Annotated in this window: 27 protein-coding genes and 4 tRNA genes; 15 read left to right on the top strand and 16 right to left on the bottom strand. The window is 72.2% G+C overall.

All coding sequences use genetic code 11. The features are described 5' to 3' along the window. Positions 1-23 precede the first annotated feature (23 nt). Positions 24-719: a tyrosine-protein phosphatase gene (locus tag AB0O19_RS20610; protein WP_363621242.1), complete on the top strand. Its 696-nt coding sequence runs from the start codon at positions 24-26 to the stop codon at positions 717-719. Between the two features lie 17 nt (positions 720-736). On the opposite strand, the gene AB0O19_RS20605 is transcribed toward AB0O19_RS20610, so the two are convergent. Then, positions 737-1,186, bottom strand: a complete 450-nt coding sequence (locus tag AB0O19_RS20605; RefSeq protein ID WP_363621240.1) for an RICIN domain-containing protein — start codon at positions 1,184-1,186, stop codon at positions 737-739. Further along, complete coding sequence (locus AB0O19_RS20600) at positions 1,179-1,487, bottom strand: hypothetical protein (protein WP_363621238.1); 309 nt, start codon at positions 1,485-1,487, stop codon at positions 1,179-1,181. The genes AB0O19_RS20605 and AB0O19_RS20600 overlap by 8 nt, the downstream gene beginning before the upstream one ends. Here AB0O19_RS20600 and AB0O19_RS20595 point away from each other — a divergent pair. Next, a complete protein-coding gene (locus AB0O19_RS20595) occupies positions 1,471-1,806 on the top strand; it encodes a hypothetical protein (protein ID WP_063348325.1) in 336 nt (111 codons plus the stop codon). The genes AB0O19_RS20600 and AB0O19_RS20595 overlap by 17 nt on opposite strands. 80 nt (positions 1,807-1,886) lie before the next feature. Here the strand turns inward: AB0O19_RS20595 and AB0O19_RS20590 are convergent, their stop codons facing one another. The 6 genes from AB0O19_RS20590 to crcB (AB0O19_RS20565) all read right to left on the bottom strand — a co-directional run bounded on the left by AB0O19_RS20590 (position 1,887) and on the right by crcB (AB0O19_RS20565) (position 7,616). After that, positions 1,887-2,753: a TIGR02452 family protein gene (locus AB0O19_RS20590; RefSeq protein WP_363621236.1), complete on the bottom strand. Its 867-nt coding sequence runs from the start codon at positions 2,751-2,753 to the stop codon at positions 1,887-1,889. A gap of 204 nt (positions 2,754-2,957) precedes the next feature. Continuing rightward, entirely contained in the window at positions 2,958-5,294 is a 2,337-nt protein-coding gene (locus AB0O19_RS20585) for a DEAD/DEAH box helicase (RefSeq protein WP_363621234.1), read from the bottom strand. 196 nt (positions 5,295-5,490) lie between these two features. Next, complete coding sequence (locus tag AB0O19_RS20580; protein WP_363621232.1) at positions 5,491-5,922, bottom strand: hypothetical protein; 432 nt, start codon at positions 5,920-5,922, stop codon at positions 5,491-5,493. 484 nt (positions 5,923-6,406) lie between these two features. After that, entirely contained in the window at positions 6,407-6,781 is a 375-nt protein-coding gene (gene crcB / locus AB0O19_RS20575; RefSeq protein ID WP_363621230.1) for a fluoride efflux transporter CrcB, read from the bottom strand. Next, on the bottom strand, positions 6,778-7,128 hold the full coding sequence (locus tag AB0O19_RS20570; protein WP_063348329.1) for a DUF190 domain-containing protein: 351 nt from the start codon (positions 7,126-7,128) through the stop codon (positions 6,778-6,780). Before AB0O19_RS20570 ends, crcB (AB0O19_RS20575) begins: the two co-directional genes overlap by 4 nt. After that, complete coding sequence (gene crcB / locus AB0O19_RS20565) at positions 7,125-7,616, bottom strand: fluoride efflux transporter CrcB (protein ID WP_363581401.1); 492 nt, start codon at positions 7,614-7,616, stop codon at positions 7,125-7,127. The genes AB0O19_RS20570 and crcB (AB0O19_RS20565) overlap by 4 nt, the downstream gene beginning before the upstream one ends. Positions 7,617-7,686: 70 nt before the next feature. Between crcB (AB0O19_RS20565) and AB0O19_RS20560 the strand changes: the two genes are divergently transcribed. The 4 genes from AB0O19_RS20560 to AB0O19_RS20545 all read left to right on the top strand — a co-directional run bounded on the left by AB0O19_RS20560 (position 7,687) and on the right by AB0O19_RS20545 (position 8,457). Further along, positions 7,687-8,028 carry a metallopeptidase family protein gene (locus AB0O19_RS20560; RefSeq protein WP_350880588.1) on the top strand — a complete coding sequence of 114 codons (342 nt, stop codon included), beginning with the start codon at positions 7,687-7,689 and terminating at the stop codon, positions 8,026-8,028. 126 nt (positions 8,029-8,154) lie between these two features. Further along, positions 8,155-8,227 (top strand) — tRNA-Glu (locus AB0O19_RS20555). 55 nt (positions 8,228-8,282) lie between these two features. After that, positions 8,283-8,356, top strand: a tRNA-Asp gene (locus tag AB0O19_RS20550). A 27-nt stretch (positions 8,357-8,383) separates the two neighbouring features. Continuing rightward, positions 8,384-8,457, top strand: a tRNA-Phe gene (locus AB0O19_RS20545). A gap of 265 nt (positions 8,458-8,722) precedes the next feature. On the opposite strand, the gene AB0O19_RS20540 is transcribed toward AB0O19_RS20545, so the two are convergent. Beyond that, positions 8,723-9,703 (bottom strand): hypothetical protein, encoded by a 981-nt coding sequence (locus AB0O19_RS20540; protein WP_363621228.1) that lies wholly within the window; start codon positions 9,701-9,703, stop codon positions 8,723-8,725. Beyond that, positions 9,700-10,230, bottom strand: a complete 531-nt coding sequence (locus AB0O19_RS20535) for a SigE family RNA polymerase sigma factor (RefSeq protein WP_350880600.1) — start codon at positions 10,228-10,230, stop codon at positions 9,700-9,702. Before AB0O19_RS20535 ends, AB0O19_RS20540 begins: the two co-directional genes overlap by 4 nt. A gap of 187 nt (positions 10,231-10,417) precedes the next feature. Between AB0O19_RS20535 and hrpA the strand changes: the two genes are divergently transcribed. After that, positions 10,418-14,404 carry an ATP-dependent RNA helicase HrpA gene (gene hrpA, locus AB0O19_RS20530; protein WP_363621226.1) on the top strand — a complete coding sequence of 1,329 codons (3,987 nt, stop codon included), beginning with the start codon at positions 10,418-10,420 and terminating at the stop codon, positions 14,402-14,404. Positions 14,405-14,522: 118 nt separating this feature from the next. Next, a tRNA-Asp gene (locus AB0O19_RS20525) sits at positions 14,523-14,596 on the top strand. Positions 14,597-14,954: 358 nt separating this feature from the next. On the opposite strand, the gene bldC is transcribed toward AB0O19_RS20525, so the two are convergent. Further along, a complete protein-coding gene (gene bldC, locus AB0O19_RS20520) occupies positions 14,955-15,161 on the bottom strand; it encodes a developmental transcriptional regulator BldC (protein ID WP_014137253.1) in 207 nt (68 codons plus the stop codon). Between the two features lie 485 nt (positions 15,162-15,646). Next, a complete protein-coding gene (locus AB0O19_RS20515) occupies positions 15,647-16,543 on the bottom strand; it encodes a hypothetical protein (protein ID WP_363621224.1) in 897 nt (298 codons plus the stop codon). A 199-nt stretch (positions 16,544-16,742) separates the two neighbouring features. Between AB0O19_RS20515 and AB0O19_RS20510 the strand changes: the two genes are divergently transcribed. Next, positions 16,743-17,900 (top strand): Glu/Leu/Phe/Val dehydrogenase dimerization domain-containing protein, encoded by a 1,158-nt coding sequence (locus tag AB0O19_RS20510; protein ID WP_363621222.1) that lies wholly within the window; start codon positions 16,743-16,745, stop codon positions 17,898-17,900. A gap of 416 nt (positions 17,901-18,316) precedes the next feature. Further along, positions 18,317-18,574, top strand: coding sequence for a DUF3073 domain-containing protein (locus AB0O19_RS20505; protein WP_063348338.1), 258 nt, complete (start codon positions 18,317-18,319; stop codon positions 18,572-18,574). A gap of 161 nt (positions 18,575-18,735) precedes the next feature. On the opposite strand, the gene purM is transcribed toward AB0O19_RS20505, so the two are convergent. The 3 genes from purM to AB0O19_RS20490 all read right to left on the bottom strand — a co-directional run bounded on the left by purM (position 18,736) and on the right by AB0O19_RS20490 (position 22,581). Beyond that, positions 18,736-19,821: a phosphoribosylformylglycinamidine cyclo-ligase gene (purM, locus tag AB0O19_RS20500; protein WP_363581413.1), complete on the bottom strand. Its 1,086-nt coding sequence runs from the start codon at positions 19,819-19,821 to the stop codon at positions 18,736-18,738. A gap of 79 nt (positions 19,822-19,900) precedes the next feature. Further along, complete coding sequence (gene purF, locus AB0O19_RS20495) at positions 19,901-21,484, bottom strand: amidophosphoribosyltransferase (RefSeq protein WP_350880611.1); 1,584 nt, start codon at positions 21,482-21,484, stop codon at positions 19,901-19,903. A gap of 242 nt (positions 21,485-21,726) precedes the next feature. After that, the gene (locus tag AB0O19_RS20490) at positions 21,727-22,581 is read right to left on the bottom strand and encodes a diacylglycerol kinase (protein WP_363621220.1); all 855 of its coding nucleotides are present in this window, start codon (positions 22,579-22,581) and stop codon (positions 21,727-21,729) included. 126 nt (positions 22,582-22,707) lie between these two features. Between AB0O19_RS20490 and AB0O19_RS20485 the strand changes: the two genes are divergently transcribed. From AB0O19_RS20485 to AB0O19_RS20475, 3 genes are all read left to right on the top strand, one after another. Then, positions 22,708-23,991 carry an adenylosuccinate synthase gene (locus AB0O19_RS20485; RefSeq protein WP_063348342.1) on the top strand — a complete coding sequence of 428 codons (1,284 nt, stop codon included), beginning with the start codon at positions 22,708-22,710 and terminating at the stop codon, positions 23,989-23,991. Between the two features lie 123 nt (positions 23,992-24,114). Next, a complete protein-coding gene (locus AB0O19_RS20480) occupies positions 24,115-24,744 on the top strand; it encodes a GNAT family protein (protein WP_363621218.1) in 630 nt (209 codons plus the stop codon). 60 nt (positions 24,745-24,804) lie between these two features. Then, entirely contained in the window at positions 24,805-25,005 is a 201-nt protein-coding gene (locus AB0O19_RS20475; RefSeq protein ID WP_350880617.1) for a DUF397 domain-containing protein, read from the top strand. 51 nt (positions 25,006-25,056) lie between these two features. On the opposite strand, the gene AB0O19_RS20470 is transcribed toward AB0O19_RS20475, so the two are convergent. Then, positions 25,057-25,215, bottom strand: coding sequence for a hypothetical protein (locus AB0O19_RS20470; protein WP_350880619.1), 159 nt, complete (start codon positions 25,213-25,215; stop codon positions 25,057-25,059). Positions 25,216-25,524: 309 nt separating this feature from the next. Here AB0O19_RS20470 and AB0O19_RS20465 point away from each other — a divergent pair, with 309 nt between their 5' ends. Then, positions 25,525-26,376 (top strand): helix-turn-helix transcriptional regulator, encoded by an 852-nt coding sequence (locus tag AB0O19_RS20465; protein ID WP_363581421.1) that lies wholly within the window; start codon positions 25,525-25,527, stop codon positions 26,374-26,376. Then, positions 26,373-26,573: a DUF397 domain-containing protein gene (locus AB0O19_RS20460; protein ID WP_063348346.1), complete on the top strand. Its 201-nt coding sequence runs from the start codon at positions 26,373-26,375 to the stop codon at positions 26,571-26,573. Before AB0O19_RS20465 ends, AB0O19_RS20460 begins: the two co-directional genes overlap by 4 nt. Positions 26,574-26,597 lie beyond the last annotated feature (24 nt).

The raw sequence follows: 26,597 nt of genomic DNA, 5'->3' as shown, positions 1-26,597 counted from the left end.
CCCCCCGCCCGTACCGTGGGGCCATGACCGATGCCTTCATCGACATCCCCGGTGTGCGCAACTTCCGTGACGCGGGCGGGATAGGCGCCCTGCGGCGGGGCGTGCTCTACCGCTCCGGCTCCTTCCACACCCTCACCGAAGAGGGCGCCCGGCGCCTCAAGGCCCTCGGCCTGCGCACCGTCCTCGACCTGCGCAGTCCGGTCGAGCTGGAGGTCTGGCCCGACCTGCGGCACGGCCTCGACCACGAGGCCCTCAACCTGCCGACCCTGCCCGCCAACCGCGAGGACGTCGACCAGCCCTGGCCCGAGGACCAGGCGGCGCTCTACCCCTTCATGGCCCGGACCGCCGGCCCGTCCCTCGCCGCCGTCGTCCGCCGCCTCGCCGCCCCCGGCGCGCTGCCCGCCCTCGTGCACTGCGCCGTCGGCAAGGACCGCACCGGCCTGACCATCGCCGTCCTGCAGTCCCTGCTCGGCGCCTCGGAGGCCGACGTCACCGCCGACTTCCTGCTCTCCAACGTCGGCCTCGGCCTCGACCGGGGCCCCACCCCCTACGTCGACGAGACCGGCACCGAACGCGTCTCCCGCCCCGTCACCGCCGAACTCCTCGCCTCCGCCCTGGGCTGGATCCACACCCAGCACTCCTCCGTCCCCGCCTACCTCCGCGCCCACGGCGTCACCGACGAGGAACTGACCGCCCTGCGCGCCAACCTGTCGGCCTGACCGGCCCGGGGACGCACCTACTCCTGGCGTTCGAAGCGCCACCACTGGGCGGGCGAGTCGGTGTCCTCCCACTGGTGGACGGTGGGGTCGGGCGGTGCGGCGGCGGTGAGGGGCTTGCCGCTGATGAAGCTGGTGATGGTGTAGGTGCCGGGGGCGTCCACGTGGGCTTCGAGGAGCCACTCCTGGGCGCCGAAGGCGTTGGCGGACCACTGCTGGATGGGGACGCCGTCGTCGGTGGAGGCGCCGGTGACGTCGAGGCGCTTGCCGCTGGCGGCGTTCTCCAGGTGGCAGAGGGCGCCGCCCGGGTGGACGGCGGTGAGCTGCCAGAGCTGGGCGTCGGAACCGTCGTCCGCGCCCTGGCGGACGCGGGCGCCGCTGCGCCGGCTGCCGTCGGCGACTTCGAGCAGCAGGCCGCTGTCGACGTTGCGGATCCGGTAGCGGCCGTCGGTGATCGCGGTGTCAGTCACGCTCGCAGTCTGCCACCGGGGGCTGACAGGCCTCGGAGTCGAGGACGGCGGAGCGGACGGCGAAGCGGACGGCGGGGAGGACGGCGGAGCGGACGGCGGGGAGGACGGCGGAGCGGACGGCGAAGCGGACGGCGGGGAGGACGGCGGAGCGGACGGCGAAGCGGACGGCGGGGAGGACGGCGGCCTGCTGGAGGCCGGAGGCCCGGACCGGCGCGCGGGGCGGGCGGGCTATGGTCGGAAGCCGGAACAGGAAGTCAGGACAACCTCTACGAGTGGAGTCGACGATGGCGAAGGTCCCCAACGTGCTCTCGGCCGCCGCGCCCGCCGCGCTGACCGCGGCGAGCGGCCTGGTGGGCGGTTACGGCGTCGCCCGCTGGAGCGGCCGGCGCGAACTGGGCGGCGCCGTGCTGGCGGTGGCCGGTGCCGGGGCGGCCGCGCAGTGGCACCGCAGCTCGGGCGCGGCCACTGCGGCGGCGCTGACCGGTCTGTACGTGGCGGCGTTCGGCGGTTCGCATCCGCTGGCGAAGAAGATCGGCGCCTGGCCGTCGGTCTTCGCCGTCACCGGTGTGGTCGCGGCGGCCTCTACGGCCGCGACGGCGCTGGCCGCCCGCAAGCGGTAGCAGCACCCGGCGCGAGCCGCGCGCCGGCCCGCTCACCGGCCTCGGCAGCGACACCTGGCGGCGATACCCGGGCGGCGGCCTCAGCGCACCGCCTCGCCGGGCTGCGCCGCCCCGCCGAACCGTGCCTCGAACGCGGCCCGGTTCGCCGAGACCGGTGAGCGGTCCCAGACCGCGAACACCACCCGTTCGAAGGCCGCCCCGTACCGGGAGAGCGCGCCCTCGAAGGCCTCGGCGACCTGGGCCGGGTCGTTGCGGAACACCCCGCAGCCCCAGGCCCCGAGCACCAGCGTGCGGACCTCGTGCCGGGCCGCCGCCGCGAGCACCCGGACGGCCCGCTCGGCGAGCACGCCCCGGACATCCACGTCGGCCGAACGCCGTTCCAGCTGGCCCGCGTTGGGCGCGGGCGAGGTCAGGAAGGTGACCGGGTACGGCCGCGCCAGCAGGTCCCCGCCCCGGCCGCGGATCACCGGGACGTCGGGCGAGACGATCACCCGGTGGCTGTACCGGAGGTCGGCGGAGGCGCGGTGCGCCTCGTAGTAGTCCGGCGCCTCCAGCAGGCAGGTGTAGAGCAGCGCGCTGCGGCACAGGTCCTCCTCCTGGGCGCGGGCGCCGCGCAGGTAGCCGCCGCCGGGGTTGCGCGCGGAGGCGAAGTTGAGCACCCCGACCGGGCCCGCCCCGCCCTCGACCAGGCGCCGGGCGGCCTCGATGCTGCCTTCGGCCGTCACCTCCACCGCCCCGACGGGCCCACCGGGCCCACCCGGCCCGGGCCCCGGGCCCCCGCCCCGCAGCAGCGCGTCCAGCGCCGGCGGCGCGTACGACACCGTGCCGGCCCTGGCGGCCGCCAACTGCTCCCCCACCGTGACGAGTTCGCCACCGGCCGCCCGGTAGCTCCCCCGCTCGGCGATCTCCTCGTTCACCCGGGCCACGTCGTGCAGTCTGCTGCTCATGTCCGGGACGCTACGGGACTTCCGCCGGGCCGCGCCACAGGTTATTCTCAGCCGCAGAACAACGCCTCGGGGGCACGAGGGGTACCGGGGGAGGTACCCGGGGGCATCGGGGGAACGCGACGGGCCCGCTCCAGTGCGTGGAGCGGGCCCGTCGCGTGTGTTCAGGTGTTCAGCTACCGGTGGTCAACCACCGGCCGTACGGCGTCAGTTCTTCCAGCGCGGCTTGCGGTCGTCGCGGTTGAAGCCACCGGAACGGTCGCGGTCGAAGCCACCCGAGCGGGCGCCGCCACGGTCGTCACGGTCACGGCCGAAGCCACCACCGGAGGCCTGCGGACGGCCGCCGGAGCGGTGGTCGTCACGACGCGCGAACGGACGGTTGTTGCTGCCGCCGCGCTCGTCGCGGTCCCGGCCGAAGGACGGGCGGTCACCGAAGGTGCGGGCCGGACGGTCGCCGAAGGAGCGGCCGCCGCGGTCGTCGCGGTCACGGTTGAAACCGCCGGAACGGTCGCGGTCGAAGCCACCACCGGTGCGGGCCGGACGGTCACCGAAGGAGCGGCCGCCGCGGTCGTCACGGTCACGGTTGAAGCCGCCCGAGCGGGCGCCGCGGTCGTCGCGGTCACCGAAGGAACGGCCACCACGGTCGTCACGGTCACGGTTGAAGCCACCGGAACGGCCACCGCGGTCGTCGCGGTCACCGAAGGAACGGCCACCACGGTCGTCACGGTCACGGTTGAAACCGCCGGAACGGCCGCCACGGTCATCGCGGTTGAAGCCGCCGGAACGGCCACCGCGGTCGTCGCGGTCACCGAAGGAACGGCCACCACGGTCGTCACGGTCACGGTTGAAGCCACCGGAACGGCCGCCACGGTCATCGCGGTCACGGTCACGGCCGAAGGCCGGACGCTCGGTGCGCGCCTCGCGGTACGACGGCGTGCGCTCCTCGGCCTGCGGCGCGGCGGCCGGAGCCGGCGCCTCGGTGGCCGGGGTCTCCGCAGCGGCCTCGTCGCCCGCCTCGGCGGCCGGGGCCTCGTCCTCGATGCCCAGCTCGGCCCGCTCGCGGGCGGCCCGCGCGGCCAGGCGGTCGGCCTCCTCGCGCAGCTCGGTGGTGCGGCGCTGCGCGCGCTCCAGCTGGCGGGTCATGTCGGCGAGCTCGCGCTCGGCGGCACCGGCGATGCCGGCCGCGCTCTCGGCCTGGACCTCGATCAGCGAACGGGCGCCGGTGATCTTGGCGACCTCGGCGTCGAAGGCGTGGTCGAGGATGTGGCGCGAGGCGTCGACGCCCGCGTCCTCCATCAGGCGGAAGACGCCGCGGCGCTGGTGCGGCAGCACCAGGGTGACGACGGCGCCGGAGCGCCCGGCCCGGGCGGTGCGGCCGGAGCGGTGCAGGTAGTCCTTGTGGTCGCCGGCCGGGTCCACGTTGAGGACCAGGTCGATGCCGTCGACGTGGATGCCGCGGGCGGCGACGTCGGTGGCGACGACGACGTTGACGTAGCCGTCCTTGAAGTCGCCGAGGACGCGGGTACGGGCGCCCTGGGTCATCCCGCCGTGCAGCGCGTCGGCCTTCACGCCGGCCTCGATGAGCTGCTCGGCGACGCGGTCGGCGCCCATCTGGGTGCGGACGAAGATGATCGTGCGGCCCTTGCGGGCGGCGATCGCGTTGGTGATCGGCGCCTTGTCCTTGGGCTTCACCACGAGGATGTGGTGGGTCATGGTGGTGACCGCGCCGGCCGACGGGTCGACCTCGTGGGTGACCGGGTTCTTCAGGTAGCGCTTGACCAGAGTGTCGATCTCGTTCTCCAGGGTGGCGGAGAACAGCAGGCGCTGGCCACCGGCCGGCACCTGGTCGAGGATCTCGGTGACCTCGGGCAGGAAGCCCATGTCGGCCATCTGGTCGGCCTCGTCGAGCACGACGGTCCGGACGTCGGCCAGCTTGGCGCTGCCGCGGTTCAGCAGGTCGCGCAGACGGCCGGGGGTGGCGACCAGGACGTCGACGCCGCGCTCCAGCGCGTAGATCTGGTTCGACATCGAGGTGCCGCCGCAGACGACCTTGAGCTTGAGGCCGAGCACCGAGCCGAACGGCTCCAGGGCGTCGGCCACCTGCATGGCCAGCTCGCGGGTCGGGACGAGGATCAGGCCGCGCGGGTGCTTGGGCTTGGTGCGCTCGCCGTCGGCGAGGCGGGTCAGCAGCGGCAGGCCGAAGCTGAGGGTCTTGCCGGAGCCGGTACGGCCACGGCCCAGCACGTCCTTGCCGGCCAGGGCGTCCGGGATGGTCGCGGCCTGGATCGGGAACGGGGTGGTGACACCGCGCTTGGCGAGGGCGCGCACGACGTCGTCGTGCAGGCCGAGGTCGCCGAAGGTGATGGTGGGCTCGGCGGCCTCGACGGCCTCCTCGGCCTCGGCGGCGTCGGCGTTCAGCTCGACGTCGGCGTCGGTGGGCTCGACGGCCTCGACGGCGTCGGTGAGGGTGTCGGCGGTGTCGGTGACATCGGCGGCGGCCTCGCTCGCGGGCATGGCGAAGCGGGCGTCGTCAACGAGAGACATGTAAAACCTTCCGGAAGTGGCACGCGCCAAAGTCCGGGGGTTCTGTTTCACAACCGCCTCTATGCGGTCAGCCACGGATCGCCGGAACGCGCCAAGGGCGCCAGATGGGAATAGGGCGCCAGTCAAATGAATCAAACGAACGATCTACCACCATAGACGAACCTCGGGATCAGAGGCAAATGCCCTGGCCAGCCCGCTAATGCCCACCCGCATGCGGGCTCGGGGCCGAGGAACCGGAGTTGCCGGCCGAGGGCTCCGGGGTCGGTGGGACGGTCGCGGCGGGTGAGCTGTGCTCGGGCTCGGGGGACGTCGAGGGGTGGCTGCTCGGCGTGGCCGACGGCGTGCCCGCCGTGCCGCCGGAGCGGCCCTCACCGGTGCCACCCGCCCCGCCCGCGCCGCCGGTGCCCGCCGCACCACCGGTACCGGCCGACGCACCGCCGCCCGGCCGGGGCGCGGGGCTGGCACTCACGCCCCCCGCTGAACCGTTCACGCCGGTGCCGGCCGGTGCGGCGTCCACGGCGGGCGCCCCCGGCACCGGGACCACGCCGGCGGCCGCGCCGTTCGCGCCGGGTGCCACCTCGCCCGCCGCCGCAGCCGTCACCCCGGCCGGCGCGTTCTCGCTCTGCAAGCCCCCCGAACGCTCCGGGCGCCCGGACGCACTCCCCGGATGCGCGCCGCTCGGCGAGGCCGACGGCCCGCTCGTCACCCCCGGCTTGCCCGCCGGACCGACCTGCCCGACCGGCGCCACCCCGTGCTTCACCTCCGCCTCAGGACCGACCGACATGCACCCCGTCAACCCCAGCCCGGCCACCGCCAGCACCGAAGCCGTACGCACCACCGCCCGAACCGCCCGCACCGAAGCCACCGAGCTCCCTCTCCACCGCCCCACCCGGGCCGCCCACTGCTCGCGCGGCCGCTTTTCGGTGCCCAACGCGCGCCCGCCCCGACGGGACACGGGCAGCGCGCCAGGAAGCGTCCGGGCCGCATCCGCCACAACCCGCCGAACCGGCAGGCAAGCAGACCGGCGGACGGACAGGCGGACAGGCGGGCAGGCGGGCAGGCGGGCAGGCGGGCAGGCGAGCAGACCGGCGGACGGACAGGCGGGCAGACGCTCAGCCCCAGAACGCCGAGGCCAGCCCCGCCCCCGCGTACACCGCGGCCAGCCCCGCCACCACGCTGCCCGCCACGTTCGCCAGCGCGTACCGCCCCGCCCCGGTCTCGACCAGCCGCAGCGTCTCGTACGAGAAGGTCGAGTACGTGGTCAGCGCCCCGCACAGCCCCGTCCCCAGCAGCACCTGGACGTGCGGGGACGCGGCCCTTGCCGCCACCGCCCCGGTCACCAGGCCGAGCACCAGGCAGCCGGCCACGTTCACCGCGAACGTCCCCCAGGGGAACACCGAGTCGTGCCGGGCCTGCACGGCCCGGTCGGTCAGGTACCGCAGCGGCGCGCCGACCGCCGCGCCCGCCACCACCAGCAGCCAGTTCACCCCGAAGCCCCTTCCCGCCCCACGTACCTGACCACTTCGCAGCGGTCCAGCAGCACCAGACCCTCCGCCACCAGCCCGTCCAACTGCGGCAGGAACGCCCGCACCCGCTCCTCCTCGTCCACGATCACCACCGCCACCGGCAGGTCCTCGCTCAGCGACAGCAGCCGCGCCGTGTGCACCAGCGACGACGCCCCGAACCCCTCGATCCCCCGGAACACGCTCGCCCCGGCCAGCCCCGCCGCCCGCGCCCGGTGCACGATCTCGCTGTACAGCGGCCGGTGGTGCCAGCGGTCGTTCTCCCCCACCAGCACGGTCAGCCGCAGCGCCGGCCCGCTCAACCTGCTCACCGCACGCCCCCACGGGCGATCAGACGGCGCGTCAGCGCGGCCGCCGCCCACACCGCGCCGAGCGCGCCCAGCAGCGTCAGCCCCAAGTACGCCAGCCCGAGCCCGAGCCGCCCCTCCTCCACCAGCCGCCGGATGTCCACCGCGTACGTCGAGAAGGTGGTGAAGCCGCCCAGCACCCCGGTGCCGAAGAACGGCCGCAGCAGCGGGTGCGCCGGACGCCCCTCGGTGATCACCACCAGGAAGACCCCGATCACCGCGCACCCGACCACGTTGATCAGCAGCGTCGTCCACGGGAACGCCGCCGGCCCGTTCGCCCAGGCCAACCCGGCGCCGTACCGGGCCACCGCCCCGATCGCCCCGCCCACCGCGATCACGGCCACGGCCGGCCCCTGCCCGCGCCACACCGGCGGCCGTCTCCGGGCGGCCGTCCCGTCGCCCACCGGCCGGGTCCGCGCCGGGCCGTCCACCGTGCCGTCCGAGGTCGCCATAACCCCATCAAACACCGGCTTCCGCCGTCTGGCACAGCGTCACTCCAGACCCGACAATGAACCGGTGGAGATGACCCGGGAAGAGTTCGAGACGCTGGTCAGCGACGCCCTCGACCAGATTCCCCCGCAGCTCGCGGCCATGATGGACAACGTCGCCGTCTTCGTCGAGGACGAACCCGACCCCGCCGACCCGGAACTCCTCGGCCTCTACGAGGGCACCCCGCTCACCGAACGCGGCGAGTGGTACGCGGGCGTCCTGCCCGACCGGATCCTCATCTACCGCGGCCCCACCCTCCGGCACTGCGAGACCCACGACCAGGTCGTCGCCGAAGTCCGCACCACGGTCATCCACGAGGTCGCCCACCACTTCGGCTTCGACGACCACGAACTCGACGAACTCGGCTGGTCCTGACCCCCGCCCCGGGCGGCCCTCGGACGGCCCCCACCCACCCGGCCGAAACCCGTTTTGGCGATCCGCCCTGCATCCCATATGCTTCTCGACGTCCCCGAACGCTGGAAACAGCGGGACAGGCCGCAAGCCCTCATCGTCTAGTGGCCCAGGACGCCGCCCTTTCAAGGCGGTAGCACGGGTTCGAATCCCGTTGGGGGCACGCAGTACCGTAGTAAAAAGCAGTGCCGCAAGACCTTAGTGGGAAACCACTACAAGGTCCCGTGGAGCAGTTGGTTAGCTCGCCACCCTGTCAAGGTGGAGGTCGCGGGTTCAAGTCCCGTCGGGATCGCTCGTCTCGCAAGAGACGGTGTAGTACGGCCAGGTAGCTCAGTTGGTACGAGCGTCCGCCTGAAAAGCGGAAGGTCGCCGGTTCGACCCCGGCCCTGGCCACAGATCGGAAGCCCCGCAGCGTGATCGCTGCGGGGCTTCCGCCGTCCCGGGGGCCGGGCGCCGACCACGCTGGGTGCCGGACACCGGTGGGATTCGGTTCGGGAGGCGTCGCACTCATGGCCCCGGAGCCCTTCGGCTTCGAGCTGGCCACCGGCGACCTGCTGCCCTACTGATCCCGGGCGGCTCCCCCTCGGGCGGGCTGACCCGAGGGGGACGTGGGCCGGTCGCGCGGGCGGCGCCGGGGCCGGCACAGCGCCGGGCGGGTTCAGTAGGAGCGGAACCAGCTGGCATCGGTGCCCAGCACGGAGCCGTCCGCCGCGTAGTACGTGAACGTGCGGGCCTGGGCGCCCGGCTTCTTGGCGATCGCGTACCAGCGCGTCGGGGAGTCCCCGAGGGCGACCGGCACCGACGCGCTGACGCCGCCGGTGTCCCAGGTGACCACGACCTTCGCGACCTGGGGCCGGACCCCGGCGATCACCACCGGTGAGGCGCCCAGCTCCCCGCCCTTGAGCCCGAGCATCGTCCCCCCTCCGGAGGTGGCCCGGTCGATGATCGCCCCGTCCGGCGCCCCCGGGGCGGGGGTGTCGTGCATCGCGTCGTCGACCTGGCGCTGCCCGTCCACGGTGGCGTAGAGGTTCACCAGGTCCACGTCCGGGCGCCAGCTCCGGTCGATGTCCGCCCTGGTGGTCTCCGGCAGTTGCGGGATGGCCGCGTGCCGGTCCGCCCAGATCAGCCGGGCCTGCCGGAGGGCGTCCTCCTTGGTGGCGGCCGCCGGCCAGAACGCGGCCCACGCCTGCCACTGCCTGCCGTTCGTGCTGCCCTGGCCGACCACGACCCGGACCGGGGTGAACGGATCCCGCGCGGGAGCGGTCGGTGTCGCGGCGGTGCCCGCGGTGCCTGCGGTGCCCGCGGCGGCCTCGGCGGTGGTGACGGTCCGGGCGTCCGCCACCACCGCCCCCGCGTCGGCCGCGTCGCCCGGCCCCCGCCCCCGCCCGAGCCCGCCGAGTGCCGTCCCCCCGACGACGGCCGCCGCGACCAGCGCCGCCACCGCCCCGCTGGTCAGCAGCCGCCGGCGCCGCAGCCGGCGCCGCCCCCCGGCGACCAGCCGGTCGTACGGGACGGCCCCGATCTCGACGCTTCCGGCCAGCTCGCCCAGGACCCGCGCCGCCGAGGCCTCGGACCCCGCCCCGGCCCCTTCCTCGCCGCCCACGTTCCCCACGGCCCCCACGTTGCCCTCGTTGCTCATCTTCCGCCTCCGATGCTCGCCAGCCCGTTGAGTGAGGAGGCCTCCCGCAGCTTGGCCAGGCCCCTGGCCGCCTGGCTCTTCACCGTCCCGACCGAGCAGCCCATCGCCGCGGCGGTCTGGGTCTCGGTGAGGTCCTCCCAGTACCGCAGCACGACGGCCTGCCGCTGCCGGGGCGGCAGCGTGCCGAGGGCCGTGAGCAGCGCCGCCCGTTCGTCCAGCCGCGCGTAGCCGTCGGGGCCCTCGGGTGCGGCCCGGTCGGGGACGGCGGTGACCAGTTCCTCGGCCGCTCGGCGGCGGAACCGGCGGGCGTGCTCGTTGATCAGGATCCGGCGCACGTAGGCGTGCGGGTCGTCGGCCGCCCGGACCCGGCCCCAGGCGACGTACGCCCGCTCCAGGGCCTGCTGGACCAGGTCCTCGGCGGTGTGCCGGTCCCCCGCGAGCAGGTACGCCGTCCTGAGCAGCCGCGTCCACGCGCTGCCGGTGAACGCGCGGAACTCCTCGTCCCTCGCGGTCTTCTGGGCTCCCATGAGCACCTCCTCAACCCCCAGAGCCCGAAACCGCCGCGAACCGTTGCCCGGCCCGGCCCGGAGCCGCCCGGCCCGACGTCACCGGCACCCGGGCCCGCCGTTCGCGCTCGGCCGCCGGGGGCTGTGACACTGGAGAGGCTCGAAAACCGAGGTGCGCGCCGCCGTGCCTCCTTGCGAACCTAGAGGGATGCCCGCAGTGAGTTCTCCCGCAGTCCAGTCCGCCCCCGCACCCGCCGAGGGTCCCGGTATCGGTGAGCTGGCCGCCCGCCTGCCCGAGCTGACCCTGCGCGACCAGGTGCGGATCGGGCGCCGACTGGAGGGGGCCCGTCGGGTCCGCAAGCCCGAGGCCCGGCAGAAGGTCGCCGCCCAGATCGCCGCCGACATCGACCGCGCCGAGCTGCTGGTCGAGCAGCGCAGAGGTGCCGTCCCGCCGATCAGCTATCCCGCCGAGCTGCCGGTCAGCCAGAAGAAGGACGAGATCCTGGCGGCCATCCGGGACCACCAGGTGGTGATCGTCGCGGGTGAGACCGGCTCCGGCAAGACCACCCAGATCCCGAAGATCTGTCTGGAGCTGGGCCGCGGCGTGCGCGGTCTGGTCGGCCACACCCAGCCGCGCCGGATCGCCGCCCGTACGGTCGCCGAGCGGGTCGCGGAGGAGTTGCGCAGCCCGCTGGGCGAGGCGGTCGGCTGGAAGGTCCGGTTCACCGACCAGGTCGGCCAGGACACCCTGGTCAAGCTGATGACGGACGGCATCCTGCTCGCGGAGATCCAGACCGACCGCGAACTGCTCCAGTACGACACCCTGATCATCGACGAGGCGCACGAACGCAGCCTCAACATCGACTTCATCCTCGGCTACGTCAAGCAGCTGCTCCCGCGCCGCCCGGACCTCAAGGTCGTGATCACCTCCGCGACCATCGACCCGCAGCGCTTCGCCCGGCACTTCGACGACGCCCCGATCATCGAGGTCTCCGGCCGCACCTACCCGGTGGAGGTCCGGTACCGCCCGGTCGTCGACGACCTGGACGAGGACGACGACGCGACGGACGCCGACCGCGACCGGGACCAGATCCAGGCGATCTGCGAAGCGGCCCAGGAACTCCAGGCCGAGGGCCCGGGCGACATCCTGGTCTTCCTCTCCGGCGAGCGCGAGATCCGCGACACCGCCGACGCCCTGGACAAGCTGAAACTCAAGTCCACCGAGATCCTGCCGCTGTACGCCCGGCTGAGCTCGGCCGAGCAGCACCGGGTGTTCCAGCGCTCCGGCAGCCGCCGGATCGTCCTCGCCACCAACGTCGCCGAGACCAGCCTCACCGTCCCCGGCATCAAGTACGTGATCGACCCGGGCACCGCCCGGATCTCCCGCTACAGCCACCGCACCAAGGTGCAGCGGCTGCCGATCGAGGCGATCAGCCAGGCCAGCGCCAACCAGCGCAAGGGCCGCTGCGGCCGCACCTCCGACGGCATCTGCATCCGGCTGTACTCGGAGGAGGACTTCCTCTCCCGCCCCGAGTTCACCGACGCCGAGATCCTGCGCACCAACCTGGCCTCGGTGATCCTGCAGATGACGGCGGCGGGCCTCGGCGACATCGCCGCCTTCCCGTTCCTGGACCCGCCGGACTCCCGCAACATCAAGGACGGCGTGCACCTGCTGCACGAGCTGGGCGCGCTGGACCCGGACGAGAAGGACCCGCGCAAGCGCCTCACCGCGCTCGGCCGCCAGCTGGCCCAGCTCCCGGTGGACCCGCGGATGGCCCGGATGGTGCTGGAGGCCGACAAGAACGGCTGCGTGCGCGACGTGATGGTGATCGCCGCCGCGCTGTCCATCCAGGACCCGCGCGAGCGCCCCGCCGAGAAGCGCCAGGCCGCCGACGAGCGGCACCGCCGGTTCAACTCGGAGACCTCCGACTTCCTGTCCTACCTGGCGATGTGGCGCTACGTCCGGGAGCAGCAGCGCGAGCTGTCCTCCTCGGCCTTCCGCCGGATGTGCAAGGCGGAGTTCCTCAACTACCTGCGGATACGGGAGTGGCAGGACATCTACACCCAGCTGCGCACGGTCGCCAAGCAGTTGGGCGTCACCATCGAGGAGCCGCACGAGGACGCCGAGCCGGACGCCGACCGGATCCACCAGTCGCTGCTGGCCGGCCTGCTCTCCCACATCGGCCTGTTCGACGTGGAGAAGCGCGAGTACGGCGGCGCGCGCGGCGCCCGGTTCGCGGTGTTCCCGGGCTCGGGCCTGTTCAAGAAGCCGCCGCGCTGGGTGATGTCGGCCGAGCTGGTGGAGACGTCCCGGCTGTGGGCGCGGATCAACGCCAAGATCGAGCCGGAGTGGGTGGAGCCGCTGGCCGGCCACCTGATCAAGCGGACGTACAGCGAGCCGCACTGGGAGAAGAAGGCCGGAGCCGTCCTGGCGTACGAGCGGGTGACGCTCTACGGGATGCCGGTCGTCACCCAGCGCAAGGTCAACTACGGCCGGATCGACCCGGAGCTGTGCCGCGAGCTGTTCATCCGCAACGCGCTGGTCGAGGGCGACTGGGAGACCCACCACCGGTTCTTCGCCGAGAACCGCAAGCTGCTCGGCGAGGTCGAGGAGCTGGAGAACCGGGCCCGGCGCCGGGACATCATGGTCGACGACCAGACCCTGTTCGAGTTCTACGACGCCCGGCTGCCGGAGGACGTGGTCTCCACCCGGCACTTCGACTCCTGGTGGAAGAAGGCCCGGCACGAGCAGCCGGACCTGCTCAACTTCGAGAAGTCGATGCTGATCAACGACTCCGCGGACGGCGTCACGGAGGCCGACTACCCGGACCACTGGCAGCAGGGCAAGCTGCGCTTCCAGCTGACCTACCAGTTCGAACCGGGCAGCGACGCGGACGGCGTGACCGTCCACATCCCGCTGCCGGTGCTCAACCAGGTCACCGCGGAGGGCTTCGACTGGCAGATCCCGGGCCTGCGGACGGAGCTGGTCACCGCGTACATCAAGTCGCTGCCGAAGGCGATCCGGCGCAACTTCGTGCCGGCGCCGGACTTCGCGAAGGCGGCGCTGCGCGCGGTGAAGGACCGCCAGGAGCCGCTGCTGCCGTCCCTGGAGCACGCCCTCAAGCGCCTGACGGCCATCACCGTGCCGCCGGAGGCCTGGGACGACGAGCGGGTGCCGGACCACCTCAAGGTGACCTTCCGGGTGGTGGACGGCCGCCGCAAGCTCGCCGAGTCCAAGGACCTGGAGGAGCTGCGGCTGCGGCTCAAGCCGAAGCTCAAGGAGACGCTGTCCTCGGCGGCCTCCGGCCAGGGCATCGAGCAGGGCGGGCTGACCGCCTGGCCGGGCGGCCTGCCCGTGCTCCAGCGCACCTTCGAGCAGCGCTCGCGCGGCCACTCGCTGCGCGCCTACCCGGCCCTGGTGGACGAGGGGGCGTCGGTCGGCGTGAAGCTGTTCGACACCCCGCAGGCGCAGACGCGGTCGATGTGGGAGGGCACCCGCCGGCTGCTGATGCTGACCACCACCTCCCCGGCCAAGTCGATCCAGGGCCGGCTGGGCAACCAGGCGAAGCTGGCGCTCTCGCACAACCCGCACGGCTCGGTGAACGCCCTCTTCGAGGACGTGGTGGCCTGTGCGACGGACCGGCTGATGACCCTGGCCGGCGGACCGGCCTGGGACGAGGCGGCCTTCGGCACGCTGCACGACAAGGTGCGGGCGGACCTGTACGACCTGTCCGCGGACACCACGCTGAAGACGGCCACCGCACTGATCGCCTTCCACAAGGCCTCGACCCGGCTGAAGTCGGTGAGCAGCCCGGTGCTGCTGAACGCGGTGAACGACATCCGGCTGCACCTGGCCTCCCTGGTGCACCCGGGCTTCGTCACGGACACCGGCTGGCAGCGGCTGCCGGACCTCAAGCGCTACCTGCTGGCGGTGGACCGCCGGCTGGAGGCGCTGCCCAACCACCCGCAGCGGGACGCCCAGCAGCTGCTGAAGGTCCAGCAGGTGCAGCGGGAGTACGGGGAGCTGCTGGCGGCGGTGCCGGCCGGCCGGCAGCCGTCCGCGGAGGTGCTGGCGATCCGCTGGATGATCGAGGAGTTGCGGGTCAGCTTCTTCGCCCAGTCGCTGGGCACGCCGAGCCCGGTGTCGGAGAAGCGGATCACCAAGGCGATGGAGGCCGCCAGGGCCACGCTCTGAGCTGGGCGGCGGCCTCCTCGGGGGCCCTCAGGTGCCAGTTCGACCTGGGGGCCCACCATGGGCTACGATCTGTCTTGTTCGCAGCGCGGCAAGCGAGTGAACGAGATCAGAAAACTCTGGTCCCGTGGAGCAGTTGGTTAGCTCGCCACCCTGTCAAGGTGGAGGTCGCGGGTTCAAGTCCCGTCGGGATCGCCGCAGTGCGAGAGGCCCGGAACCGTCAGGTTCCGGGCCTCTCGCTTTTGGGCGTCCGGTGCCTATCCCGGACCAGGTCCAGACCACAAGTGACAGACGGTGTGACGGTCGTCACTTATCTTTTCCCGAGAACACCCCCGCACCACCCCCACCAAGACCTCACTAATTTAATATGTAAAATTGTACAGCCATTAACTGTAAATCCCCCCCGCATCATGCGCATCGAATCGTTATCCGGAGTTCAGCATTCCGTACGTTGTGCCGAGTACCCGGGCACCGCGAGCGGACATGGCAAAGGGGCCGCTTACCGGACCCGGCGGAGTCCGGTAAGCGGCCCCTTTAAAGAGCCTTCGGCCTATCAGGCCTCAGTGCGCTGAGCGGGAATCCCGGCCAGCAGAGCGCGCACCTCCGCCTCGCGGTAACGGCGGTGACCGCCGAGCGTGCGAATGGACGTCAGCTTGCCCGCCTTGGCCCAACGAGTGACCGTCTTCGGGTCCACGCGGAACATGGTGGCGACCTCTGCCGGCGTCAGCAGGGGCTCAGCATCAGGGGTACGAGCGGTCATGAGCGGCCTCCTCGGGAGAACCGAACCAGGGCGGTTCTATCCTTCAAATTCTGCACCTTGGCCCGCGATGCCCGAAATGGCATAGACGGGCCGAGTCGGTTATAGGACGAACGGCTTGTCCTGGTGTCTACAACTACACCATCCGTCCAGCCCTATCGACCAAACCGCCAAAATTGACCCCTCACGGGTTCAAGAGCGACGGATGGCGATGGACCACCCCATAACGGGCAGTCACGCGGCCGTGACGCCTGGTTACGAGGGGACCAGACCCCCTGTTTCCCCGCAAAGCACGCATCGACTCCAGAACCACCCAAAAGTGGGCATGCCCGCGTGAAGTTGGGCTGGTTGTCCCATTTTTGCACATAGGGGTAAGTTCGCGTCAACGGTGAGTAGTGTCACGTTCGACAGCTATTGACCCGAACCAGGACCTTGGTCATCCAGCTCGGGCCATAGGACTCTTACAGTCATACACGGGTGGTCGGACGTCAGTTCGCGTACCGCAGCGCCAGCACCCTCCGCCAGCGCGCCGTCAGTTCCCCGTACGCGCGCAGCGCCTCCGCGGTGTCCCCCGCCCGCAGCGCGCGGAGCCCCTCCTCCAGCTCCCCCGCCGAACGGTCCGCCAACAGCCGCTCCGGCCCCAGCAAATGCACCAGCCCCCCGTAGTCCAGCTCCACCAGCGAGCGCGGATGGAATTCCTCCAGCCACCGCCCGATCCGTTCCGCCCCCCGGACCAGTTCCCCGTCCGGCACCTCTTCACGCAGCGCCCGGAAGGCCCGGGCCACCCGGCGGCGCGCCTGCGCCATCGGCACCAGGTAGAACAGCGCCGCCGCCCGCCCCGGCTTGCCCCGCTCCTGCGCCGGCACGAAACAGCGGTCCTCGTCCCCGAACGGCAGGAACCAGCGCACCGGCACCTCCCACCGGCTGGTCAGGATCCACGGCCGGGCGTCCGGATGGCCGGCCCGCCAGCGCTCCCGGTCCGCCTCCGCCGCCGCCCGGGCCACCGGCGGCACCGCGGTGTCCAGCAGCGCCACCGGCGCGGCCGCCCGCAGCTCCTCCAGCGCCTGCCAGCTGCGCAGCCTGGTCGCCCACGGGCAGACGTACAGCACGCCGTCCACCACCCGCAGGTAGGCCCGCCCGCTCTCCCGCTCGGGCAGCGCCCGGGGCGTCCGGGCGGCCAGCTCCGCCAGCGCCTCCCGCTGCTCCTCCAGGACGGCCGCGGCCACCGGCTGCGCCGCCTCGACGGCGTCCGGACCGCGCTCCGCCGCGTAGGCCTGCCAGCGCGCCCGCTCGGACTCCGGGTAGGCGGCCAGCGGCTCGTAGACCCGCAGGTGGGCGGCGTAGGGCGGCAGTACCGAGGTGCGCACGACGGTCACGTCCTGCATGGTCGCACGCGCCGACCGGCCCCGGGAGGGCGCGCCCCCGAACCCCTTCGCGCCCGCACCGCGCACCCCCGGCGTCCCATTCCCCGGACCGCGGGGACAAGCTCGGACAAGAGGGCGGATCGGCGACGCTCCCGCGACTACGCTTCGCCCTAGGCGCCCGCACCACAGCAGGCGGGCCTTCGATACTGGAGTCACCACAGTGACCGACGTACAGACATCCGCCACGCACCCCGCACCCGGAGTGCTCAGCAGGATCTTCCGCGCCGAGCAGGACGGCGCCCCCGGCGACGGCCACGAGCAGGTCGTCCTCTGCCACGACCGCAGCTCCGGGCTCAAGGCGATCATCGCCATCCACTCCACCGCGCTGGGCCCGGCCCTCGGCGGCACCCGCTTCTTCCCGTACGCCTCCGAGGAGGCGGCCCTGGAGGACGCGCTCAACCTGTCCCGCGGCATGTCCTACAAGAACGCGCTGGCCGGGCTCGACCTCGGCGGCGGCAAGGCCGTCATCATCGGCGACCCCGCCAAGGACAAGAACGAGGCGATGCTCCGCGCCTACGGCCGCTTCGTGGAGTCCCTGCGCGGCCGCTACATCACCGCCTGCGACGTGGGCACCTACGTGCAGGACATGGACGTCATCGCGCGCGAGACGCAGTTCGTGACGGGCCGCTCGCCCGAGCACGGCGGCGCCGGCGACTCGTCCATCCTGACCGCCTTCGGCGTCTTCCAGGGCATGCGCGCCACCGCCCAGGCCCGCTGGGGCCAGCCGACCCTGCGCGGGAAGCGGGTCGGCGTCGCGGGCGTCGGCAAGGTCGGCCACTACCTGGTCGGCCACCTCGTCGCGGACGGCGCCACCGTCGTCATCACCGACGTCTCCGAGACCGCCGTGAACCGCGTCCGCGCGGCCCACCCGGAGGTGGAGGTCGTCGCCGACACCGCCGCCCTGCTGCAGGCCCGGCTGGACGTCTACGCCCCCTGCGCCCTGGGCGGCGCGCTGACCGACGACACGGTGGCCGCGCTCGGCGAGTCCGGCACCACGATCGTCTGCGGCGCGGCCAACAACCAGCTAGCCCACCCGGGCGTCGAGAAGGACCTCGCGGACCGCGGCATCCTCTACGCGCCGGACTACCTGGTGAACTCCGGCGGCGTGATCCAGGTCGCCGACGAGATCGAGGGCTTCAACTTCGACCGGGCCAAGAACAAGGCCACCAGGATCTTCGACACCACCCTGGAGATCTTCACCCGGGCCGCCTCCGACGGCGTCCCGCCGGCGGTCGCCGCCGACCGCCTGGCCGAGAAGCGGATGCGCGAGATCAGCGCGCTGCGCACGGTCCTGCTGCCGGGCGCCCGCCGGGCCTGATCCGGCGCCCCCGGAACCTCGGACGCGCGGGGGGCGGCCGCACCCCCGTGACCCGCCCCCGGGCGGGAGGGGCCCAGCCGTCCCCCGCGCATCACGATGTGGAACCGGATTCTCACTTCTGCGCCCGATCGGGTGATCCAAGGTCCCCCTTGGGGGGATAATCGGTCCTGGAACGACGGACCTGAGACACCTCCGGACAGCGCGCAAACCGCCGCAAAACCTCCCCTGACCTGGGAAGACCTGGTCTCGGGTGCGGCCGGTGCGCGCCACGTCACACCGACGACGTACCGTCCAGCGGCGGAAACAGGTACCGTTAATGCTCCAAGGGACGGTCCTCCCATTCGGGCAGGCCGGTCCTGATCATGAACACGTGTCAGACTCGGGGCCGTGAGCCCCATCGTTGAGGGGGTCGACCCATGGGGCGCGGCCGGGCCAAGGCCAAGCAGACGAAGGTCGCCCGCGAGCTGAAGTACAACAGCGGCGGGTTTGACGCTAACCGTCTGTCCAACGAGCTGGGCGCATCGCCGTCCACCGCTCCGATCGACCCGGAGCCGATCGAGGAGGAGGAGGACGACGACCCGTATGCCGAGTACGCCGCCCGCTATGCCGACCTCGACGACGAGGACGACACCGAGCCGGGCACCGGGCCGTCGCAGGCCTCTCGCCGCTCGTAGCCAGTAGTTTCGCCGACCGGCCCAGGCGCCCAGCGCGCCAGGCCGGTCTTCGGCGTTCCCGCGTACCGGATGGTGTACCGGGTGGTCGCCGCCCCGGGTGGCTGGACGACGAGAGGGCCCCTCCGGTGCGCCGGAGGGGCCCTCTCGTCGTCCAGCCGGGCTCAGCCCGCGGTGAAGCCCTCGTAGGCGTTGTAGAGCGCCGCGCCGGCCTCGTGCTCGCCGGTGCGCTCGACGATGTCGCCGAGCAGCCAGGCCTCGACGCCGCGGTCCTCCAGGATCGCCAGCACGGCGTCCACCGAGGACGGCGGGACGACCGCGACCATGCCGACGCCCATGTTGAGCGTCTTCTCGATCTCCAGGGTGGCCACCTTGCCGACCTGGGCGACGGTCTGGAAGACCGGCAGCGGGGTCCAGGTGCCGCGGTCCAGGCGGGCGTGCAGGCCCTCCGGGACGACCCGGGCCAGGTTGGCCGCCAGGCCGCCGCCGGTGACGTGCGAGAAGGCGTGGATCTCGGTGGCGCGGGTGAGCGCCAGGCAGTCCAGCGAGTAGATCCGGGTCGGCTCCAGCAGCTCCTCGCCGAGCGTGCGGCCGAACTCCTCGACCTTGCGGTCCAGCTTCCAGCCGGCCTCGTTCAGCAGCACGTGGCGCACCAGCGAGTAGCCGTTGGAGTGCAGGCCCGAGGCCGCCATCGCGATCACCACGTCGCCGGCCCGCACGCGGTCGGCGCCGAGCAGCGCGTCGGCCTCGACCACGCCGGTGCCGGCGCCCGCGACGTCGTACTCGTCCGGGCCGAGCAGGCCCGGGTGCTCGGCGGTCTCGCCGCCGACCAGGGCGCAGCCGGCCAGCGCGCAGCCCTCGGCGATGCCCTTGACGATCGCGGCGACCCGCTCCGGCACGACCTTGCCGACGCAGATGTAGTCGGTCATGAACAGCGGCTCGGCGCCGCACACGACCAGGTCGTCGACGACCATGCCGACCAGGTCGTGGCCGATGGTGTCGTGCTTGTCCATGGCGGCCGCGATGGCCACCTTGGTCCCCACGCCGTCGGTGGCCGAAGCCAGCAGCGGCCGCTCGTAGCGCTTGAAGGCGGACGCGTCGAAGAGGCCGGCGAAGCCGCCGAGACCGCCGACCACCTCGGGGCGGTTCGCCTTCTTCACCCACTGCTTCATGAGCTCGACGGCGCGGTCGCCCGCCTCGATGTCGACGCCGGCTGCGGCGTAGGTGGCGCCGTTCTGGTTGCTGGTCACTACGGTGCGGCCCTCTCGGGTCTGGTGGGGGCTGGAACAGCGGTGGGGCCCCGTTTCGCGGGACCCCACCGTGGATTCGTTACGGGCGGCGCAGCGCGTCGGCCGCGCCCGCCCCGCCGAGCAGCGACTGGACGCCGTCCAGGTCGCTGCCGCTGGTCGGCTTGCCGCGCACGGCCGGCGGCTGCTGGCTGCCCTTGATCTCGGCCTCCAGCAGGAGCTTGCCGAGCAGTGCCGGGTCCGGCAGCTCCATCGGGTACTCGCCGTCGAAGCAGGCCCGGCAGAGCCTGTCCTTGGGCTGCTTGGTGGCCTCGATCATGCCGTCGATCGAGATGTAGGAGAGCGAGTCCGCGCCGAGCGTGCGGCCGATCTCCTCGACGGTCATCCCGTTGGCGATCAGCTCCGCCCGGGTGGCGAAGTCGATGCCGAAGAAGCACGGCCACTTCACCGGCGGCGAGGAGATCCGGATGTGCACCTCGGCGGCGCCGGCCTCGCGCAGCATCCGCACCAGCGCGCGCTGGGTGTTGCCGCGGACGATCGAGTCGTCGACGACCACCAGGCGCTTGCCCGCGATGACCTCGCGCAGCGGGTTGAGCTTGAGCCGGATGCCGAGCTGACGGATGGTCTGGCTGGGCTGGATGAAGGTGCGGCCCACGTAGGCGTTCTTCACCAGGCCGGAGCCGTACGGGATGCCGCTGGCCTCGGCGTAGCCGATCGCGGCGGGGGTGCCGGACTCCGGCGTCGCTATCACCAGGTCGGCCTCGACGGGCGCCTCCTTCGCCAGGCGGCGGCCCATCTCCACGCGGGAGAGGTGCACGTTGCGCCCGGCGATGCTGGTGTCGGGGCGGGCCAGGTAGACGTACTCGAACACGCAGCCCTTGGGCTTCGCCTCGGCGAAGCGGGAGCTGCGCATGCCGTTCTCGTCGACGGCGATCAGCTCGCCGGGCTCGACCTCGCGGATGAACGAGGCGCCGCAGATGTCCAGCGCCGCCGTCTCGGAGGCGACCACCCAGCCGCGCTCCAGCCGACCGAGCACCAGCGGGCGGATGCCCTGCGGGTCGCGGGCGGCGTAGAGGGTGTGCTCGTCCATGAAGACGAGCGAGAACGCGCCCTTGACCTTGGGCAGCACGACCTTGGCCGTCTCCTCGATGGAGAGGTCCGGGTGGCCGGCGAGCAGCGCGGTCACCAGGTCGGTGTCGTTGGTCGCGGCGCTCCGCCCGGAGCGGGAGACGTGCTCCTCACCGGGCAGTTCGGCGACCATCGCCGCCAGTTCGGCGGTGTTCACCAGGTTTCCGTTGTGCCCGAGGGCCAGCGAACCGTGCACGGTCGCGCGGAAGGTCGGCTGGGCGTTCTCCCAGACCGAGGACCCGGTGGTCGAGTAGCGGGCGTGTCCGACGGCGATATGCCCGTGCAACGACCCCAGGGAGGCCTCGTCGAAGACCTGGGACACGAGCCCCATGTCCTTGAAGACGAGAATCTGGGAGCCGTTGCTCACTGCGATGCCCGCGGATTCCTGACCGCGGTGCTGCAGGGCGTAAAGGCCGAAGAACGTGAGCTTGGCGACCTCCTCGCCGGGAGCCCAGACACCGAAGACGCCGCAAGCGTCCTGGGGGCCTTTCTCACCGGGAAGAAGATCGTGGTTGAGTCTTCCGTCACCACGTGGCACGTCTTCGAGTCTAGGGCAGCGGGCACGGGCTTCCGGAACCCGGGCGGCCGGGATCGTCTGGCGATCGGCCGGTAACGCGCGTAGACAAAACCCCTTACCGGGTGGGGATTTCGGGTGGGGGGAATTCCGGCCGGAGGCGGTTGGCCTTGTGGTTCGCGCCTGTTGGGGCGTTCCGTGTGCGGAGGGCCGGGAGTCGGGGCGACGGCGAAAGTGAGCCTGCTCACCCGGGGTTCACCCCGGCGTCACGCGGCGGGCAGCAACAGGCCCCAGGCGCCCGGGTGGACCGTCCAGGTGCGGGCGCGGACCGGACCGACGGGGTGGCCGTCCGCCTCGTAGCCGAAGCCGCGCCCGACCACCGAGACGCTCTCCGCCCGGGCGCGCACCAGGGCGCCGGGTGCGCGGATCACCACCTCCAGCACGCCGGCGGCGTCCGCCTCTGCGCCCGGCAGGGTCAGCTGGACCAGCCGCACCGGCCGGTGCACGTCGGCGAGCAGCCGGCCGTCGGCCTCGACCCGGACCCGGGGGTTGTGCTCGGCGGAGGACCGGCCGTCCGCCGCGAGTGCGTTCGCCTGCTCGGCCGCAGCAAGTTTCGCCCATAGCGAACGCCAACCACCCGTACGGCCTGCCGGACGCCGCGTCCCGGCACCGGTGATCCGCACCCCTCCCAGCGCCACCCCGCCGCCGTCGTCCACCAGCAGGTCGAGCTTGCGCGCCGCACCCGACAGCACCGCCCGCGCGGCCCGGACCGGCTCGCCCGGCACCCCGAGCGCGCGGGCCGCGGCCAGTTCCTCCGACCGGCCGACCGGAACCATGCCCACCGGATCGGCGCCCAGCTCACGCTGGCGGTACAGGGCTTGGAGCACCCGCTGCAACGCCAGGTCGGAACCGATCACGACCGGGCGCCGACGGCCCCGGTGCGAAAGCACCCGGTCGAGTTCGGACGGGCTCTCCGGATAGACCACCTTGACGTCCGCGCCTCCGCAGAGCACGTCCTTCGCGATCCGCACCGACTCGCCGTCGGTCTGCCGGGCCGCCGGGTCGAGGAGCAGCAGGAGCGGCTCGGGGCCGCCGGTTGCGGGCGTGGACAGGGACGACACGACCGGTCCTTCCTCAGGTAATCTCTCGGTGCAAGAGCCCCTTGCGCTACTGCGCCAGGGGCTTCGTCTATCTCGGGGCAGACTGCGGCCTACGCAGGATGCCCCAACCGGAAGGGGTGTACGCCTGTGCCGGCACTCGTGCTCGTTGGCGCTCAGTGGGGGGACGAGGGCAAGGGGAAGGCCACCGACCTCCTCGGCGGCTCCGTCGACTACGTCGTCCGCTACCAGGGCGGCAACAACGCCGGTCACACGGTGGTCATCGGCGACCAGAAGTACGCCCTGCACCTGCTCCCCTCCGGCATCCTCAGCCCTAACGTGACGCCGGTCATCGGCAACGGCGTCGTCATCGACCCGGGCGTGCTGCTCTCCGAGCTGAGCGGCCTCAACGACCGTGGCATCGACACCTCCAAGCTGCTGGTCTCGGGCAACGCCCACCTGATCACGCCGTACCACCGCACCCTGGACAAGGTCACCGAGCGCTTCCTCGGCAAGCGCCGGATCGGCACCACCGGCCGCGGCATCGGCCCGACCTACGCGGACAAGATCAACCGCGTCGGCATCCGGGTCCAGGACCTGTTCGACGAGTCGATCCTGCGCCAGAAGATCGAGGCGGCGCTGCACGACAAGAACCAGATCCTGGTCAAGCTGTACAACCGCCGCGCCATCCCGGCCGAGCTGGTCGTCGAGGAGTACCTCGGCTACGCGGACAAGATCAAGCCCTTCCTCGCCGACACCACCCTCGTCCTGGACCAGGCGCTCAAGGCGAACAAGGTCGTCCTGCTGGAGGGCGGCCAGGGCACCCTGCTCGACGTCGACCACGGCACGTACCCCTTCGTGACCTCGTCGAACCCGACCTCGGGCGGCGCCTGCACCGGCGCCGGCATCGGCCCGACCAAGATCGACCGGGTCATCGGCATCCTCAAGGCCTACACCACCCGCGTCGGCTCCGGCCCGTTCCCGACCGAGCTGCTGGACGAGGACGGCGAGGCGCTGCGCCGCATCGGCGGCGAGCGCGGTGTCACCACCGGCCGTGACCGTCGCTGCGGCTGGTTCGACGCGGTCATCGCGCGCTACGCGACCCGGGTCAACGGCCTCACCGACTTCTTCCTCACCAAGCTCGACGTGCTCACCGGCTGGGAGCAGATCCCGGTCTGCGTCGCGTACGAGATCGACGGCAAGCGGGTCGAGGAACTCCCGTACAACCAGTCCGACTTCCACCACGCCAAGCCGATCTACGAGACGCTGCCGGGCTGGACCGAGGACATCAGCAAGGCCAAGACCTTCGCCGAGCTGCCGAAGAACGCGCAGGCGTACGTGAAGGCGCTGGAGGAGATGTCCGGCGCGCCGATCTCCGCCATCGGCGTCGGCCCGGGCCGCGACGAGACGATCCAGATCAACTCGTTCATCTGAGCCCGATCCGGTCGAGGGCCCCGCGGGACGTCCCGCGGGGCCCTTCGCTTTGCCCGCTCCGCCGATTTTGCACTAGTGCAGAAGTTCATTGCATCTAGTGCAGCATGGCGCTACCTTTCCGGCATGACCGCACAGCCGCCCACGCCCGTGACCCTCACCGGCCGCCACGTCCGCCTGGAGCCCCTCGGCCGCCACCACCTGCCCGACCTGTGGGCCGGCGTCGGCCCCGACCCGGAGGTCTGGCGCTGGATCCCCTCCCTCCCGCCCGCGACCGAGGAGGAACTGGGCGCGATCCTCGACGCCCGGCTCGCCGAGGTGGCGGCCGGGTCGGCGGTGAAGTTCGCCGTGATCGACCTCCCCAGCGGCCGGGCCGTCGGCATCACCGGCTACTACGACGTCAGGCCCGTCGACGAGGTCGTCGAGATCGGCGGCACCTGGTACGCCCGCTCGGTCTGGCGCACGCCCGTCAACACCGAGGCCAAGCTGCTGCTGCTCTCGCACGCCTTCGACGACCTGGGCATGGGCCGGGTCTACTGGAAGACGGACGCGCTCAACGAGCGCTCCCGCAACGCGATCCTGCGCCTCGGCGCCCGGTACGAGGGCGTCCACCGCCGTGAGAAGCGGCGCGCCACCGGCGTGTGGCGCGACACCGCCTACTTCTCGATGCTCGCCGACGAGTGGCCCGCCGCCCGGATCCGCCTCGTCGAGCGCCTTTCGCGCGGTGCCCAACCCTCCGTGCGCCCCCGTTCCTGAACGGCCCCCCGGGAGTTGTCCAGGGTGCCAGGCAGGAACCGCGATGGGAGTAGGAAACCGATGACCCAGCAGTGGCAGAAGTCCACCAGCAGCACCCGGGACGGCGGCGACTCCGTGGAGGTGTCCGTCAACGAACGGGGGCTGATCGAGGTCCGCGAATCCGAGAGCCCCGACGCGATCATCGTCACCACCCCGCAGAAGTTCGCGCTCTGGATCGAGGGCGTGAAGCGCGGCGAATTCGACCACTTCGGCGACGGCTGACCGCACCCTCCGGTGGCCCCCCTCCCGGCGGGGGGCCACCGCTGCCGCGCGCTATTTCTTCTCGACGGCGGCGGAGGAATGGCGGACGACGAACTCGCGTTTTACGGAACGCGGTTCGCGGGGTTGGGCGTTGACCAGCCAGACCAGCCAGCCGACGAATAGCACGGCGAGCAGGAGGGCGGACAAACCGGCGACGAGCAGGCCGTTCACCGGGTGGCGGGAATGCGGTGGGCGGGGGTGAGAAGCAGCGGAAGCGGCATGACAGTCTCCGGTCGGTGATGTCGAGCGTGCCGACCATGCATCTGGTGTGTATTTACGGCTGATTGGCGGCTGTTTAGGCCACAACAAGTCAGTGACTGACGCGGGAACGACCATAGGGTCGAGGTGCAAGACTTGCTACCGAGCGGGAGAACGTTCACTCCATCGTGGGGTATCCCCCATTTCAGTAGCTAGGGCCGGGTGAGCACGGCACACTTCACCGGAAGCATCGACCCGAGCCGCGATCCGGAGAAGAGAGTCATGCCACCCCGCTTGTCGCCGACCGTGCGTCAGCAGCGCCTTGGCATCGAGCTGCGCAAGATGCGCGAACGCGTGGGCGTGACGCCCAAGAGCCTGGCCGCCACCCTGGGCACCGACCTGCCCAAGATCTCGCAGATGGAGAACGGGAAGTCCGGCATCAGCGCCGAACGGCTCCGGCTCTGGGCCCGCACCTGCCACTGCGCCGACGGCCCCTACCTCGACGCGCTGCTCGCGATGACGCAGGACCGGCGCAAGTACTGGTGGGACGGCTACCGCGGCCGGCTGCCCGGCGGGCTCATCGACATCGCGGAGATGGAGCACCACGCCGAGTCGCTGGCCATCCTGCACACCACCTTCATCCCCGGACTGCTGCAGACCTCGGCGTACGCCTCCGCGGTGTTCGCCCGGGTCCGGCCGCCGATGCCCCAGCCGGACGCCGACGCCCGCACGGCATTCCGGATCCAGCGCCAGCGGCTGTTCACCGAACGCCCGAAGCCGTACGCCGCGTACATCCACGAATCCGCGCTGCGCATGCAGTTCGGCGGGGCGGTGGTGCTGCGCGACCAACTGCTCGACGTGCTGGAGCATTCCGAGCGGCCCGGGGTGGAGATCCGGACCATCCCGTTCAGCGTCGAGACCTTTCCCGGGTCCGGAGAGAGCCTCTACCTCGCCCGCGGGCCCGTTCCCGAGCTCGACACCGTGCAGATCGACCTCTCGAACGGGCCGAAGTTCGTGCACACCGACACCGAACTGCAGACGTACCGACAGATCAAGGAGGAGACCGCCGCGGTCGCCCTCGGGCCGGCCGAGTCCCGGGACTTCATCCGGGCCTTACTGAAAGACTTCTCATGACTGAGTGGCGGAAGTCCTCGTCCAGCGGCGAGAGCAACGAGTGCGTCGAGATCAGAGCCGCCGACGGTCTGGTGGAGATCCGCGAGTCGGACCGCCCCGAGATCGTCGTCCGGACCACGCCGCGCAAGTGGGCCGCGTTCGTCCGCGGGGTGAAGGCCGGGGAGTTCGACCGGTACAGCGACTCCGTCGGGCCCTGAGCCGCACCCGCCCCCGAGCAGCAC

This window comes from Kitasatospora sp. NPDC091276, from assembly GCF_040684355.1.
Classification (GTDB): Bacteria; Actinomycetota; Actinomycetes; order Streptomycetales; family Streptomycetaceae; genus Kitasatospora.
This window is presented reverse-complemented; position numbering and strand designations above follow the sequence as displayed.